The organism is Bacillus sp. B4EP4a, assembly GCF_006680105.1.
GTDB classification, from domain to species: Bacteria; Bacillota; Bacilli; order Bacillales; family DSM-1321; genus Peribacillus; species Peribacillus simplex_E.
On the sequence record NZ_VHIK01000037.1, the window covers coordinates 172,924 to 188,409 of the forward strand.

The 15,486-nt window shown below is 42.0% G+C and carries 17 protein-coding genes and 1 riboswitch; all 17 genes read right to left on the reverse strand.

Annotated features, from left to right (window positions below):
• Positions 1-37: 37 nt before the first annotated feature.
• Entirely contained in the window at positions 38-814 is a 777-nt protein-coding gene (locus FNK51_RS18900) for an energy-coupling factor transporter transmembrane component T family protein (protein ID WP_141994298.1), read from the reverse strand.
• Positions 815-2,278, reverse strand: coding sequence for an ABC transporter ATP-binding protein (locus FNK51_RS18905; protein WP_141994299.1), 1,464 nt, complete (start codon positions 2,276-2,278; stop codon positions 815-817).
• A gap of 12 nt (positions 2,279-2,290) precedes the next feature.
• The gene (locus FNK51_RS18910) at positions 2,291-2,875 is read right to left on the reverse strand and encodes an ECF transporter S component (protein WP_141994300.1); all 585 of its coding nucleotides are present in this window, start codon (positions 2,873-2,875) and stop codon (positions 2,291-2,293) included.
• Between the two features lie 14 nt (positions 2,876-2,889).
• On the reverse strand, positions 2,890-3,573 hold the full coding sequence (tenA, locus tag FNK51_RS18915) for a thiaminase II (RefSeq protein ID WP_141994301.1): 684 nt from the start codon (positions 3,571-3,573) through the stop codon (positions 2,890-2,892).
• 134 nt (positions 3,574-3,707) lie between these two features.
• Positions 3,708-3,838, reverse strand: a riboswitch (TPP riboswitch).
• Positions 3,839-4,063: 225 nt separating this feature from the next.
• Complete coding sequence (locus FNK51_RS18920; protein WP_286178773.1) at positions 4,064-5,269, reverse strand: MFS transporter; 1,206 nt, start codon at positions 5,267-5,269, stop codon at positions 4,064-4,066.
• A 3-nt stretch (positions 5,270-5,272) separates the two neighbouring features.
• Positions 5,273-5,425: a hypothetical protein gene (locus tag FNK51_RS27290; RefSeq protein ID WP_286178774.1), complete on the reverse strand. Its 153-nt coding sequence runs from the start codon at positions 5,423-5,425 to the stop codon at positions 5,273-5,275.
• Positions 5,426-5,450: 25 nt separating this feature from the next.
• Positions 5,451-6,224 carry a 2-keto-4-pentenoate hydratase gene (locus FNK51_RS18925; RefSeq protein WP_141994302.1) on the reverse strand — a complete coding sequence of 258 codons (774 nt, stop codon included), beginning with the start codon at positions 6,222-6,224 and terminating at the stop codon, positions 5,451-5,453.
• Positions 6,221-7,240, reverse strand: a complete 1,020-nt coding sequence (gene dmpG / locus FNK51_RS18930) for a 4-hydroxy-2-oxovalerate aldolase (protein WP_141994303.1) — start codon at positions 7,238-7,240, stop codon at positions 6,221-6,223. Before dmpG ends, FNK51_RS18925 begins: the two co-directional genes overlap by 4 nt.
• Before the next feature lie 34 nt (positions 7,241-7,274).
• On the reverse strand, positions 7,275-8,156 hold the full coding sequence (locus FNK51_RS18935; protein WP_141994304.1) for an acetaldehyde dehydrogenase (acetylating): 882 nt from the start codon (positions 8,154-8,156) through the stop codon (positions 7,275-7,277).
• 16 nt (positions 8,157-8,172) lie between these two features.
• Positions 8,173-8,955 carry a 2-keto-4-pentenoate hydratase gene (locus FNK51_RS18940; protein ID WP_141994305.1) on the reverse strand — a complete coding sequence of 261 codons (783 nt, stop codon included), beginning with the start codon at positions 8,953-8,955 and terminating at the stop codon, positions 8,173-8,175.
• Positions 8,956-8,972: 17 nt separating this feature from the next.
• Positions 8,973-10,448, reverse strand: coding sequence for an aldehyde dehydrogenase (locus tag FNK51_RS18945; RefSeq protein WP_141994306.1), 1,476 nt, complete (start codon positions 10,446-10,448; stop codon positions 8,973-8,975).
• Positions 10,449-10,495: 47 nt separating this feature from the next.
• Positions 10,496-10,957 carry a RidA family protein gene (locus FNK51_RS18950; protein WP_141994307.1) on the reverse strand — a complete coding sequence of 154 codons (462 nt, stop codon included), beginning with the start codon at positions 10,955-10,957 and terminating at the stop codon, positions 10,496-10,498.
• On the reverse strand, positions 10,920-11,966 hold the full coding sequence (locus FNK51_RS18955) for an amidohydrolase family protein (RefSeq protein ID WP_181762292.1): 1,047 nt from the start codon (positions 11,964-11,966) through the stop codon (positions 10,920-10,922). The genes FNK51_RS18950 and FNK51_RS18955 overlap by 38 nt, the downstream gene beginning before the upstream one ends.
• On the reverse strand, positions 11,951-12,511 hold the full coding sequence (locus FNK51_RS18960) for a 3-hydroxyanthranilate 3,4-dioxygenase (protein WP_141994309.1): 561 nt from the start codon (positions 12,509-12,511) through the stop codon (positions 11,951-11,953). The genes FNK51_RS18955 and FNK51_RS18960 overlap by 16 nt, the downstream gene beginning before the upstream one ends.
• 38 nt (positions 12,512-12,549) lie before the next feature.
• Positions 12,550-13,299 (reverse strand): IclR family transcriptional regulator, encoded by a 750-nt coding sequence (locus FNK51_RS18965; RefSeq protein WP_098371864.1) that lies wholly within the window; start codon positions 13,297-13,299, stop codon positions 12,550-12,552.
• Between the two features lie 31 nt (positions 13,300-13,330).
• Complete coding sequence (locus FNK51_RS18970; RefSeq protein ID WP_141994310.1) at positions 13,331-14,812, reverse strand: 4-hydroxyphenylacetate 3-hydroxylase family protein; 1,482 nt, start codon at positions 14,810-14,812, stop codon at positions 13,331-13,333.
• Positions 14,813-14,823: 11 nt separating this feature from the next.
• On the reverse strand, positions 14,824-15,291 hold the full coding sequence (locus FNK51_RS18975) for a flavin reductase family protein (RefSeq protein WP_141994311.1): 468 nt from the start codon (positions 15,289-15,291) through the stop codon (positions 14,824-14,826).
• Between the last annotated feature and the right edge of the window lie 195 nt (positions 15,292-15,486).

Genomic DNA, 15,486 nt, shown 5'->3' on the forward strand with positions numbered 1-15,486 from the left:
AAGAACCCCTAACTAGTAAAGTTACAATCTCATAAAATCAAATAGATACTAACGGGAATTGAATCGATAGATAAAAGCCGGCCAACAGCAGGATGATAAAATACAAAATGAAACCATGATCCTTTTTTGAAAACCCAAATTCATAAAAGTATGTTCGATCCCGAGTGTCTGTAAATCGCTTTGCCTCCATCGCAACCGCGATTCGGTGAGCACGTCTGATGCTTCCGGATAACAACGGGATGGAATAGGCTTTCATTTTAAAATATGCCGATCTTATCCCTTTTCCCCTTTCGAAACCGCGTACCTTCATCGCGTTTCGTATCGTTTGGAACTCCTCCATCATGATGGGAATCAGCCTTAATGCCGCCATGAAACTATAGGCATATTTCGGTTTAAGCTTAACTTGCTGCATTAACGAATAAAACAAGTTCACTGGCCTCGTCGTTAATGAAAAAGTTAAACCAAGAGCCGCAAAGAACAAAGCTCGAAAGCCCACCAGTAAACCCCTCATGAAACTTTCTTCCGTAATCGATATCAGGCCCCACTCAAACCAAAGCGTCTCACCTTGCCCGAATAATATCATTGCGGAAGAGGTGGATATAAAAATGAAACAAAAGGGAATCGACAAAAGTAAGATTCGTTTTATCGAATGCCCGGTAAAAAACAAAAATAAAAGTAATACGCCAATGGTGATATTCATCATATAATTCAGGTCATGAATGAATAACGCCACGATGCATAACACAATCAGTACACCAAGTTTAAGGCTTGGATTAATTCTATGGAGCCATGTTTCTGCATTTGAAACATTCATCTACATGACACTCCTTTTAACTTTGGTCTCCAATAATCCTGATTGCGCAATGTTTTCATCACTTATTACGTTTCCGTCCTTAACCGTCCAGATCCTTGTTGCAAAGTTCTTTGAAATATGATCATCATGAGTTACCATGATCACTGTTATTCCGCGCCTTCGATATTCCTCAAACCATTCCAGTAATGCAAAGGTATTTTTCGAATCTTGGCCAAAGGTTGGCTCATCAAGTAGAATGATTTTTTTGTCTATTACGATTGAAGCAGCTACGCTTAAGCGACGCTTTTGACCCATTGATAATTGAAACGGATGTTTATCCCGATGCGCCTCAAGGCGGAACACTTTAAGCAATGAGCGGACTCTCTCATCTATTTCTTGTTGCGGCCTTTTGTCAATTCGCAATGAATAGGCAATCTCTTCATATACAGTATTTGCAACGAACTGAAACTCGGGATTTTGAAAGACAAACGTCATATGATCCGTTGGGTTTTTCACCCTTTTAATGGGGGTCCCCAGTAATTCATACTTACCATTCGTTTTTATGAACTGCATCAGTGCATGCAAAAGAGTACTCTTCCCCGCGCCATTTTCTCCCCTGATTACAATCCATTCCCCTGAATGAACCTTCAGCTCTTCAACCTTGATTTTTTCCTCTTTATTCCGAAAACCGCTAAATCCTTGCACATGCATAAGGAGTGAACCATCTGTAAATTGGTGTTCACGAATTGGCGCATACTCATTTACATATTCATCCCAAACACCAGGGAACCAAATTCCATGTTCTTTCATTTCATTTTTATATTGTGAAAGAATGGTGTCTCTTGGACCATCAGCCATGATTTGACCTTCATCGTTTAAAAGCACGATCCGTTCGATGAATTCTAAAACATGGTCAATTTTATGCTCGACGATAATAACCGTTTTGTCTCGTCCGACTTCCTTCAACAAGTCCCAGATTTCTTTTGTTCCTTCCGGATCAAGCATGGCGGTCGGTTCATCTAAAAATATCACTTCTGGTTCAAGGGCCAATACTGAAGCAATTGCCAGACGCTGTTTCATCCCGCCTGATAATGTTTCTATACTTGTATGGCCTAGGTTCAATCCTACATTACGGAAATGATTTTGGATCTTCTCTCTCATTTCTTCTCTAGGGATGGAAAGATTCTCAAGTACGAAGGCAATTTCCTCATCGGCAAATGGCATGCAAAACTGACTATCAGGGTCTTGAAAAACATATCCCCATGAAGAAGGGCATTTCAATTTATCCGCTTTCATCGGTACTTCGATGGAATTCGGAATCAATCCGCTTAACACTTGCAAAAGTGTGGATTTACCACATCCTGATGGTCCCAACAATAACACTTTTTCTCCTTTATCAAACGATAAGGATAGATCCTTGAATATCAAAGATTCATCACCGGGAAATTTCATTCTTAACTTCTCAACTGAAACGATTGGTTCCATGGCCCTCAACCTCTACTTTTGATCCAGTTCTGCATAATCTTTACTTGTAACCGGACGAACAAGATTGGTTACTCCTGTTGCTTCCAGAACCTTGACTAGATAATAAGCAGTCACACCTGCAAAGAATATGGAACCCACAAACCTCGCTATCATGAACAACAAAAGATTCCAAGTAGAAAGCGCACCTATTTCCCCGTATGCAAAATCCATTAGTACTGATGCAAGGCAGGAAGCTATCGCAGCTAAAACAGCCACCGGCATATTGAATTTTTTATATTTGAACGCCATGAACACCAGCTCCGCGAACAAACCTTGGACCACCCCATATAACAGTACGGTCAGCCCCCAAGGAGAACCTAGAAAGAATTCCCCGGAAGCTGCAGCAATCTCCGCCAAAAGTGCCACACCCGGTTTCCGTAAAATTAAAAAGGCGACGGGACCAGCTATAAACCACATTCCATAAATAAGTTGATCCAGATGTAATCCTAATGGTTTAACGGAATAGTAAATCGAACCCCAAAGGATATAAACGATTCCAAATGCTACCGCAATCACGATCGTGACTAATATATCAGTTAATTTCAATCCTCTTTTCATTATTTCATTCTCCTTTATACTTCTAGTGTTTCCTGATGCACAGGCCATGTCTCTAAACGATAAGCCATTTCCCAAAATGAGTATTCATATTGGCTGCTAAGGATAAAATGCTCTTTCATTCTCTCCTTATCTTCGTCTGTTACTTTTTCAGCAATCTCATCAAGCCTCGCAATTTGTTCTTCCACCAAAGTGCGGAACCACTCTCCTCCGTAAGCCGCTATCCATTCTTGATAAATCGGCTCTTCGGGTACGCACCCTTGCAGCTTTTCACCTATTTCATAATACAGCCAGTAACACGGCAAGATAGCTGCAATAACATCCCCTAAATGACCCGAATAAGCTGCACGATACATATGGGAAGTATAAGCATAAGCAGTCGGGGCAGGTTTGAATTTTTCCCTTTCTTCTTTTGTGATGCCTAATCTCTCAGAAAAATTCTCATGAAGCTTCAACTCCGCTTCATATGTTCCTTGTGCATGGCCGGCAAGCCTGCTTGTTGTATGTAAATCTGTAGCTTTGACTGCCCCTAAAGCTTGAACCCTGGCAAAATGAGATAAATAATAGGCATCTTGCATGACATAAAAACGAAAACACTCCAATGGTAATGTGCCATCTCCTATTCCTGCAACAAACGGGTGATTAAAACTAGCTTCCCAAATATGATCAACTTCCCGACGAATTTCCTCTGAAAACTTCATGTCCATTACCTCCAAATTGTATTTTTCAATGAATCTTACAGAAAAAAACCTTTATCACCCCTTTTTTTGCAAACAAAAAACCACTTTCTTAAACGTAAAGAAAGTGGTTGTACTTGAAAAAATACAGTAACGTATTGTTCCAGACCCCACTTCCCTACGCTGGTATAAACCAGATCAGGTTCTAAGGGTCTTAAAGTCATACTTTAATCTCAGCTTCTGCGGTAAAAAAACAAATTTTACCTATAAAGCACCCCTAGTGGTACAAATTGTATATTTAATTTTCATTTGCCTTTATATTAACACGATAAATCCAATTGTCAAACGTATTAGAAAAGTTTTCAAGCATTGATGTAGATTAATACTTTATAGGATTAATAGCCTTTCAAGCTTGTATACCCCTCTAACCATGCGATCTATGCTGGTTGGATAGATAAAAAAAGGTTGAGAAGTTTATTTCGTTATTTACTCGTGAATTCCGCTACCTATTAATTTATGCATTTGTTGTTGCTTTTAGTTTTATATTTTCCTCAATCTGTGGTTTATCATAGCTGCCATACTTCTCTTTCACAACCAGTAATGCCAGGGCAGCCATTATGCTCGGGACTGTGAAGGCCATAAATGCATTTTGTGGCGAATAGTTTGCAACAAGCAATAATCCTATTAATGTAGGGGCAACAATCGCTCCAATTCTACCAAAAGCCAAGGCCCAACCTATCCCGGTGGTCCTTATCTCACGCGGATAATATTCGGATATATACGTATTGGCCAAATTCATCGTGCCAACTGTACAGGCGCCTCCAAAGGAGATCAGAATATATAATGCTAGTACATTTGAGGTCAATCCTAATATGACAAAACAGACGGTACCTATGGCACAGAGGGATACAAGTACTCTTCTATGGCCTATTTTCCCAACCAAGTACCCTCCAATTATTGATCCGCCAATTTGTCCTATTCCCGATATAAGATTGAAAGATAAACTGGATGATAGGCCGTATCCGGACTGCTGCATGATTTTGGGTAACCATGTATTGAGTCCGTATACCATAAGTAAACAATTAAAGGCAGCTACCCAAAAAGCAAAAGTGCTAAGAGTACGCTTATTTTCAAAGAGCTTCTTGACTGGAAAGCCCTTTGCCCTTTCTTGGACTTTGGCAAACTCATAATCGTCCGACTCTTTATAGTCGCCGTCTGGGTCAATGCGATTCAGAATTCCAGCAAGCTTTGCTCCTTGTTTTCGAATAACATAATAGGAAAGCGATTCAGGAAATTGCTTCATGAAGAATGGCAGTGCCAGTAAGGGAAGAGCCCCTATCCAATATAAAACCCTCCAACTCATTTGTTCCATCACATACATTCCAATTAAAGAAGCAAGTATGCTTCCGATAGAATAACCACAGTACATAGTGGTTACAATGAGCACCTTATTCTTTTTGGGTGAGTATTCCGCCATTAAGGAGATGATATTTGGCATTAATCCTCCCATTCCCAAGGCTGCTATAAATCGCATAACCGAGAAAAAGGCAGGATTCGGGGCAAAACTTGAAAGTAATGTAAAAACACTGAATAAACATATACAAATGGCAAGCACTTTTTTCCTCCCTAGTTTATCCGCCAGGGGGGCAAAAATGAGGGCTCCCACCATCATTCCGAACAAAGAATAACTTGCTATTCCGCCAGCTTCAACGGGCGTCAAGTCTCATTCCTCCATCATCAAAGGTAAACCTACTCCGTACATGGCTATATCAAATCCATCGAAGGTAATTGCGAACAAACACCACATAAAGACCATTAAGTGAAAACGGCCAAATCTACTATTACCTACCACTTCCGAAGCATTAACTTCACGCAATTAATTCCCTCCCCTTTGCCATATTTCACGATATAACATGTAATGTCAGTTTCCCTAGTTCACCGTAATCTGCTATAATTTCATCGTTTGCCTGTATGGTAACGGCATCTGTAATTCCGCCTACCAATACAATCATTCCAGCCTGAATGGAAAGTCCTTCACGGCTAATCATTTTTACAAGTTCCACAATCGAGTGAATCGGATGATCGAGTACAGCTTCTCCAAGACCCCTCTTTTGCATTTCACCATTTTGATAAAGCGTAACTTCTGCTTGAGCCCAGTCCGTATGGTACGGAGAATAAGCTTGATTGCTAAGCAGGATTTTGGCTGAGGATGCGTTATCCGCTACTACATCGGTAAGTGTAAAAGAAAAATTTTTATAACGGCTGTCAATAACTTCCAGAGCGAGAAATACACATTCTACAGCCGGCCAGACATCTTTCGCCGTTATATTTGCACCTTTCAATTCATCCTTGAACAAAAAAGCAAATTCAGGTTCCACTCTCGGATGAATGAGTTCCCCAACTTTTAATACTGGTTTAGTTAGTTCCATTGCAGATGTCAACCTGCCATAGATTGCTTCCTCTACCCCTACTTGCTTTTGTTTGGCTTTGCTCGTCAAGCCCATCTTCCACCCGATGAATCTGTTATCACCAGTGATCGTCTCATTTATGCTCAACTTCTGAATTTCATATGCTTGATTTACTGTTAGTTCAGGATTGGATAATGTAAGCTTATCCATTTCACGTCCGCTTTTTTGCGATTCGGCTACCCGTTTTGCTAGTTGATCTAGTTTCATCTTAAAGTCCCTTCTTTCTGAAAAGCCATTTGCTCAGCTACTTCAATTATGGTATCTTCCTGACCGCCAACCACTTTTTGTCGACCAAGCTCCAGCAAAATATCCCGGGCATCAACTCCATACTTTTTCGCCGCTTTATCTGCATGCAATAAAAAGCTGGAGTACACGCCACTATAACCCATGATTAAACTAGAGTCTGTTATTTCCTGGGGCTTGGGCATGATTGTATTTCCAACTTCCTCCGAAAGATCGAGCATTTTATATAAGTCAATTTCGGTACGGATACCCATCTTATCCAGAACGGCAACAAGCACTTCCGTCTGGGTATTACCAGCCCCTGCACCGAGACAGCGGATGCTGCCATCGATTCTATTCGCCCCTTCTTCAATTGCCATAAGCGAATTTGCCACAGCTAGCGATAAGTTATTATGAGCATGAAAACCAATATCGATATTCAGCTTTGATCTTAATAACTGGATCCGCGTCTTCACATCTTGGGGCAAAAAAGATCCTGCGGAATCAACAACATACACAGCATCCGCTCCATAGGATTCCATTAATATGGCTTGTTCAAGAAGTTTTTCCGGAGATGCCATGTGAGACATCATTAAAAACCCGATTGCTTCCATACCGAGATGTTTCGCAGCTTCCAGATGTTGCTTTGAGACATCCGCTTCGGTTACGTGGGTTGCAATCCGCGCCATTTTCGCCCCAACTTGAGCCGCTTCCCTTAATTGGTCGACCGTCCCTATACCAGGGATTAAAAGTACTGAAATAACGGATTGGCCTGCAGCTTCAACAGCGGCTTCCACCAATTCAATATCATTCACTTTTGAAAAACCATATTGTAAGGATGATCCGCCCAGGCCATCTCCATGCGACACTTCAATATAAGGGACACCTGCTGCACTGAGTTTCCCAGTCATGTTTTTTACTTGATCGATGGTGAATTGATGTGCCACTACATGGCTCCCATCCCGCAATGCAACTTCAGTCACCAATACATCTTTACTCAAATGAACCCCACCTTTATAGTTCCGATTACCTTTTTCAAACAAATTGTTCGAATTGGCTTTTAGCGATCTCTTCCCCTACTTTTACTGCTGAAGCCGTCATTATATCTAAATTACCGGCATATACGGGAAGAAAATCCCCTAACCCTTTCACTTCAAGAAAGACCGTTATTTGTTTCCCATCACATATCGGCTTTGTCTTCAGGCGGTACCCTGGAACATATTCAGATACTTTTTCCGCCATCTTATTTATGGACGTTGTTATTTCCTTCACATCATAAGAATCCGATTGAAGCAGACAATGAATGGTATCCCTCATTATGAGTGGCGGTTCGGCCGGATTTAGCAGAATGATAGCTTTTCCTTTTTTCGCTCCACCCACCTGTTCCAGGGCCCCTGCCGTTGTTTGGGTGAATTCATCAATATTGGCACGGGTTCCGGGACCGGCACTCCTGCTGGAAATTGTCGCTATTATTTCGGCATATTCGACCTGTGCTACTTGACTGATCGCATGAACGATGGGGATTGTCGCCTGTCCGCCGCATGTAATCATGTTAACAACCGCCTCATTCAAATTTTCTTTTAAGTTCACGGAAGGAACGATAAACGGTCCGATTGCGGCAGGCGTCAAGTCTATCAGCTTCTTGTTCATCTTTTTCAAGGCTTTGCAGTGATAAACATGCGCCTTCGCAGATGTGGCATCGAATAAAATGTCTGCAAGCTCCGGCCTTTCCAAAAAACCATCCATGCCATTTTCAATGACATGATGTCCGTGCATCCTAGCCTTCTTCAAACCCTCTGATTCCGTGTCGATACCAATCATTACCGACATTTCGAGAAAATCCGACCGATGAATTTTCATCATTAAGTCCGTGCCGATATTCCCTGATCCAATAATGCCTACTTTTAGTTTTTTCAAAGCCGCTGGCCTCCTTTCACTCAAAATTAACCGAAACCTTTCCAAGTTTTTCTCCAAAGTCAGCAGAAAAACGGTCACCTGGTTTCGCTTCGATTGCTGCGGATAACGCACCGGACAAAATTACTTCGCCCGCATTCAATGAACCTTTAAACCCATGCAGTTTATTTGCCAGCCAAGCTACGCAAGTTGCTGGATTTCCAAGTACTGCTTCACCTGTTCCTTGGTTCATGAATTCGCCATTTTTATAAAGACTCATTTGAATGGAAGGAAGGTCGATTTCACTCAAGTGAATTTTGCGATCTCCCAGAATATATAGGCCCGATGATGCATTATCCGCCACAGTGTCCGGAAGTTTAATCTTCCAGTCCATCACCCTGCTATCAACCACTTCAATCGAAGCAACCACATAATCAGTGGCATCGATTACATCATTAACCGTAATATTGGGACCTTGTAGATCTTTCTTTAAAATAAAAGCTACTTCTGCCTCCACTTTCGGTTGGATCAACCGCAGACTCGAAATACAGCCATTATTTTCTATTTTCATTGCATCAAGTAAATGTCCGTAATCTGGTTCATTCACTCCCAGAACCTCCTGCATAGCCTTTGAAGTCAAGCCTATTTTCTTACCTGATACTTCCAGACCGGACTGGGTTTTCCTTCGAATGGTTTCAAGCTGAATTTGGTAGGCATCCTCCACATCCAAATCGGGAATTTCACTGGTGGGGGCCGAAATCCCTATTCCTGTTTTTTCCGCTTTCAAAAACCTGGCAGACCATTCTGTTAAACTAACGTTCATGATGCTCCCCTCCTTCTTTATAATTTAATCGTGACGTTAGACAGTTCACTGTAAAATTCGAAACTATGAGACCCGCCTTCACGGCCGATGCCACTGTGCTTCATACCACCAAAAGGTGTGCGCAAATCACGCAAATACCAGGTATTCACCCAGATAATTCCCGCCTCTATTTTAGAAGCGACACGATGCGCTCTCCTTAAATCATTGGTCCAGATCGTTGCCCCCAGTCCGTAATGAGTATCATTTGCGTGCTCCAGTACTTCTTCTTCCGTTTCGAAAGGCATGACCGTTACCACAGGACCAAAAATTTCTTCCCGTACACAACGGGATTCACGCGTAACTCCGGCAATAATTGTCGGTTCAATGAAAAAACCTTTTTCAAACTGTCCGGCTCTTCTTCCTCCAGTTAATATTTTCGCTCCTTCTTCTTTCGCCAGGTCAATGTAACTCATCACTTTTTTATAATGTTCTTTTCCTATTACAGCTCCTACTTCCGTTTCGGAATCAAACGGATCCCCGACTTTTAATTTTTTTGTTCGCGCGACCATCTTTTCAAGGAATTCGTCATACAATCCTTGCTGAACATAGATTCGTGATCCACATAAACAAACTTCACCTTGGTTCATGAAGCTTGATTTCAATGTCGTTTCGATTACTTCATCAAGATTCGAGTCTGCAAACACAATATTCGGATTTTTCCCGCCCAGTTCAAAAGAGATTTTTTTCAACGTGGGCGCTGCAGCTTTCATAATCGCCGTTCCCGTTTTTGTTTCCCCAGTGAATGTTATCGCATCGACGTCCGGATGCTCACTTAGAGCAGCCCCAGCTGAATTTACACCATATCCATGCACAAGGTTGACAACTCCATCGGGAACTCCCGCTTCCTTACAAATCTCCATTAACTTTGTCGCTGTCATCGGCGTCAGTTCAGCCGGTTTCATAACCGCTGTATTGCCAGCTGCCAGGCATGGTGCCAATTTCCATGTCAACAATAGCAAAGGTAAATTCCAAGGATTGATCATTCCTACCACTCCTACGGGCCGCCTAATGGAATAATGAAGTGCAATGTTGTTCTGATTGAAGGATTCATTACCAAGTGTAGTGATATAGTCCGCAAAAAAGTGGAAATTGTGAGCTGAACGCTTGATATCCATTTCCAGTGCAAGGCTATATGGTTTCCCTGTATCAAGGGTTTCTAACATTGTCAGTTCTTCTTTCTTTCCCAAAATGAGATCGCCGATTCGCCTTAGAACCGCAGAGCGTTCATTATCGGTAAAAGATTTCCAAGGACCTTTAAGCGCATGTCTTGCTGCAGAAACAGCCTGATTCACCTCCTCTTTTCCTCCTTCTGCAACCCATCCAAGTATTTCTTCCGTTGCGGGATTGATATTGTCAAAAGTCTTGGATTGATCTGGATTCAGGAATTCCCCGTTAATAAAGTGACGGCAATCTATTGATTTAGTTGTATTTATGCTATCTTTTGCTGCTTGCATGAAACATCCCTCTCCCTTTATTGAGACACCCGCTCAGTTCAAGTGCCTCAATCTTGTATTTCCACAATCATTTCAATTTCAATTGCAGTGTTATTTGGAAGCTGGGCCATTCCCACTGCTGACCGAGCATGTTTACCCCTCTCTCCAAATACGGCCACAAGCAGGTCTGATGCGCCATTCAATACTTTGGGCTGTCCTGTGAAATTTTCGGCTGAATTAACCATTCCGAGAATTTTGATTACCTTCTTCACTCTGGATAGTTCTCCAAGCTCATCCTTCAGTACCCTTAGAAGATTAATCATTGACTGCCTCGCTGCCTGATACCCTTCCTCTTCCGTCAGCTCATTGCCAAGCTTGCCGTGATATTCATCAACACCTTGTCCGGATGTGAAAATTAAATTTCCCACCCGGACGTGGCTAACGTAGTTGCCTACCGCTTCCCTTGGCGGCTCAAGCATGATTCCAAGTTCTTCAAGGACTTGTTCGGGTGCTTTTATCTGTTTTTCCATGCTTCTCCCCTCGTGATTCCAAATTTAAAAACCTCAATGCATTTCTCCCTAGAAGATTCGCTTTCACTTCATCTGATAGATTTAGAGTGTCATCAATTACTTGACCTGGGGGCTTTTCTCTCAATAAAAATGGATAGTCGGAACCCATCAGCACTTTCTTATATCCAAAACGGTCAATCAGATACTGAATATTCCGGGTATCATAGTTCAGTGAATCGAAATAAAACTTTTGCGCATAGTAGCTTGGCGGCATTGATGTTTTTCTTAAATCAGGCCATACTTCCCATCCCTGATCGATCCGCGGTAAAATATATGGAAATGAGCCTCCTCCATGTGCAAAACAGATTTTCAGATCCGGGAACTTTTCCATGACGCCACTCCATAAAATGCTTGCTGCCGCCAATGCCGTTTCACTCGGCATCGCCACTGTATACATGAGGTTATGCCGTTCCGTTCGGTCTTTTGCCATTGTCTCCCATGGGTGTATAAACAGTGGGACATTCCACTTTTCAGCCATTTGGAAGAATTCCAATAAAACAGGAGAATCCAGATTTTCTCCATTTACGTTAGTACCGATTTCGATTCCCGCCATACCAAGCTCAAATTTACAGCGTTCCATTTCCCTGATTGCCACTTTCAAATCCTGAAGCGGTACAGTACCGAGACCGATGAACCTGTCTGGATACCTGTTCACAGTCTCAGCAATGAAATCATTCTGGAACTGGGACATGTATAGCGCCTGGTCAATTGGCGCCCAGTATGAAAATGTCACTGGCACCGGTGAGAGCACCTGCATATCGACTCCTTCCGCATCCATATCCTGAATGCGTTTTTCAGGGTCCCATACCTGGTCAGCCACTTTCCTGAACAGTTTTCCGCTTACCATGATATCCGCCCCGCAAGAACATTTCTGCTCTAGCACTGGCCAGCGTCCCTGACCAAATTTACCGGTTAAGTCTGGCAGGTCCAACGGAAGAATATGTGTATGAAAATCTATTCGCATTTCCAAGCCTCAACGTTTTCTGACATAACATGACCGCATTCACTACAGGTGCGAAGTTCCTTACTTCCGTTGAAAGCCTCGATCGCCTCTTTCACCTGGACCTCAATATTCGTCAATTGGATCGTAACTTTGTGCATCTCATGGTTACAATTCCCGCAAAACCAAACAAAATCTTCAAGCTCATCTTTAGCACGCTTGCGCTCTATGACAATGCCGTAAGTATCAGATACACGATGAGGAGAATGAGGTACATCAGCGGGCAGCATAAACATTTCTCCCTCTTTCACCTCCACTACTTCACGGTCCCCGCTTTGGTTGATGCATTCTACATAGCAGGAGCCTTTTATCTGATAAAACAACTCGTCAGAAGGGTCTACATGAAAATCACGCCGATAATTCGGACCACCAAGAAGCATGACAATGAATCCGGAATCTTCCCAAAGCACTTTGTTATTAACCGGCGGTTTCAATAAATTTTTATTGTCTTCAATAACTTTTATTAGATTTAATGATCTAGCCTGTAATTTTGAAGATTGAGCATATCCTTTCATAAATAAACTACCCCCATTTTTCTTAATAGTCCGAAAATTCACATTAACGACATATAACCTACTTGTTTTGAAATCATTTGTGCCGATCGTATTACAGACTGAATAATTCTAGTTTTTTCTTTCCCAATCATATAATTTCGATCCCCGACAAGGTTAAGTGCTGCAATAACTTGGCCATTATAGGATTTAATGGGTGCTGCAACGCCATATAAACCATAATCATTTTCATCATCACTAATCGCAAATCCTTGTTTGCGGATGTCCTTTAATTCTTCATTCAATTGGTTGATGCAAGTAATCGTGTTAGTTGAGTGCTTCAATAGCCCTTTTGCAAGCGTAGGCTGAATAAAGGATGGGTTAAAGGCAAGTAATACTTTCCCGCTGCTCGTACAATGAGCTGGTTTTCTTGCTCCTATATATGTGGTCATATGCTCGGCATGAGGGGACGACATTTTCATCACAAACCTGACTTCGCCTTCGTGAAACATACCGATGTGAGAATTACCTTTAAATTGCAGGACAAGATTACTGATAATTGGACCTGCCTCATAATGAATATCCTGCTGATACATGACTTTACTGCTCCACTCAAGTAACTTCCATCCAAGCCGGTACTTTCGATCTTTGCCTTGGATCAGCATCCCTTCCTTGCACATCGTTTTCACTAGATGATGAGATGAGCTTGGACTCATATTCAATTTTTCAGCTATTTCCTTATTTCCAAGTGCGGGTTCTTCATTAGTGAATAAATCAAGTATCTTTATAAGCTTCTCAACGGACGAAATCATGACGGACCCCCTCCCCATTCAACTATTAAAATTACTGGTTAACCGCATCTATGGCTACTTGCATCGGTTTGTTAAGCACTTCATCAACCATGTTAAAGTTGTTGTTTTTCTTATATTTATTATAAAAAATGGCTCTTTTCCGTACTGGATCTCCCGTGTAATAGCGCTCGTATTGAAGGAGGCGCTGTCCAAACGCTTCCCCGCATAAATCCCAAGCAAGTTTAAACACGCGAACGCGCTCTTCCGCTGAAACCCCGCTACGTCCTCCATAATATTTATCGAGATCAATGCGCAATTCGGGATTATCAAAGTCGGCCCCTGTCGGAGACATCAACAGCCCTCCAGCTCCAATGGTCTGGATAACCTCTATGGCACGTGGATACATCTCCGGAAGGAAACCGCGAATCGTTTCCAATGCATCCGGATTTGGCCGGGCCTCACCGTAGTCATTAATCGTGTACTCATATTCCGCTACCCGAAGCAGTGAACGGATGACTTCCACAGATTGAACAAGTTCACCCAAATCACGCTGTACATGCAGGAATCCATCGACTCCGATAGAGTCTGCCACTTTACAAGCGACTTCAACGGCAAATGCCAGTTTAATATATCCACGCACGCCTGATTGGTGAGCAGGCTGTTCAGCGATTCCCGTCATTGGATACAAGCGGTTTGCCGCCTCCACATTGTTGTATAAGAAGACACGATTCCAAGGAACCAGAACATCATTAAATACAAGCAGGGCATCCATTTCCTCATAGCAGGAGGCCAGTGGATGGTCAAACATCGAGCGTGTTCCGTCCTGCATTGGTTCCCGGCAGATTATGCGCAGTCCAGGCGTATCGATCGGCAGTGCAAATGCTACCGCATGACGTTCATCCCCTGGTGTGAATCCTGGGAAAGAATAGATAATCACCTCATCTGTAATCGGTGCCAGCGTTGCTAACATCTTTGCACCGCGAACAAGTATCCCTTCTTCTCTTTCCTCAACAGTCCCTAAGTGGGTATATGTTTCTTTTTGTTCATGAGATTGCTTGCTTCGATCATTTTGAGGATTAATGATTGCATGCGTCAAGAATAAATCATTGTCACGAATATAGGCATAATAATCCTTGATGTTCTTAGACCAGTCTTTGTTGTATTTATCAAGAAACCAGGAATTATGTGCCATGGAAGTGACCACGACATTTAAAAAGTCAGGCGTTCTCCCCATTAGCCCATATGTCATCCTTGCATACACTTCAAATAATTTACTTCTTTTTTGCAGATCCTCCGATGTCTTCGGGAATAAGAAAGCATTGTTAACACGTTCACCGGTCTCTTTGCAAATGTGGGTGATTTCATCTTGATATTCCGGGTCATGTTGAATGTCATACAACTTCGCAATTTCTTGTATCGGCTGCTTAAAAATTGGCTCATTATAAATATCCTCAACCACTCTTCCACCAAGCCAGACTTCTGGCTTTCTCGATTTAATTCTATTAATATATTCTTCACCGGTTTTAATGCCCATAAGAATCCCCCTCATTTTACAAGTTGTTTAGCAGACCCCATATCCCCTTGATAAAAAGTAAGCGCTTCCAAATCTTCGAAATGTAACTCCTGGATCTCACCGATGAACAATACATGATCACCAGCCTCAAACTCTCTCCATGGTTTGCATTCCATCCAGGCAACACTACCATTTATTTTTGGCGTAATCCCCTTGTTATCCCAGTCAATTTCAAGTGTGTCCTGTTTACTGCCCGCAAATTGCCATGCAATGGATTCTTGCTCATCCGACAAAATATTAATGGTAAAAGATTTATCTTTCAAGCTAGTGCAGGCTTTTGCTTCTTTATGAATCGAAATTAAAGCAAGCGGGGGATCCAAGGAAACCGAGGTGAATGAATTCACAGTAATGCCCTTTTCAACTTTCCCATCAAACCAGCTCACTATCGTGACTCCGGTTGGGAATTTACCAAAGCAATTTCTTAACTCACGCCCATCCATCTTTTCACCTCCTACTCTTTTATTATGAATTCATTATAGTAAACTTAATAATTTTAAAAATCATATAATTTCATAATATGAAATTTAAGGAATTTTTTTTAATAGCTCTTTTTAATTGTGAATTATCGTAAAAAAGACTTTCATTACCGCATTACCAAAAATCAGTGTTAAACTATCCATGATCATTCATAATTC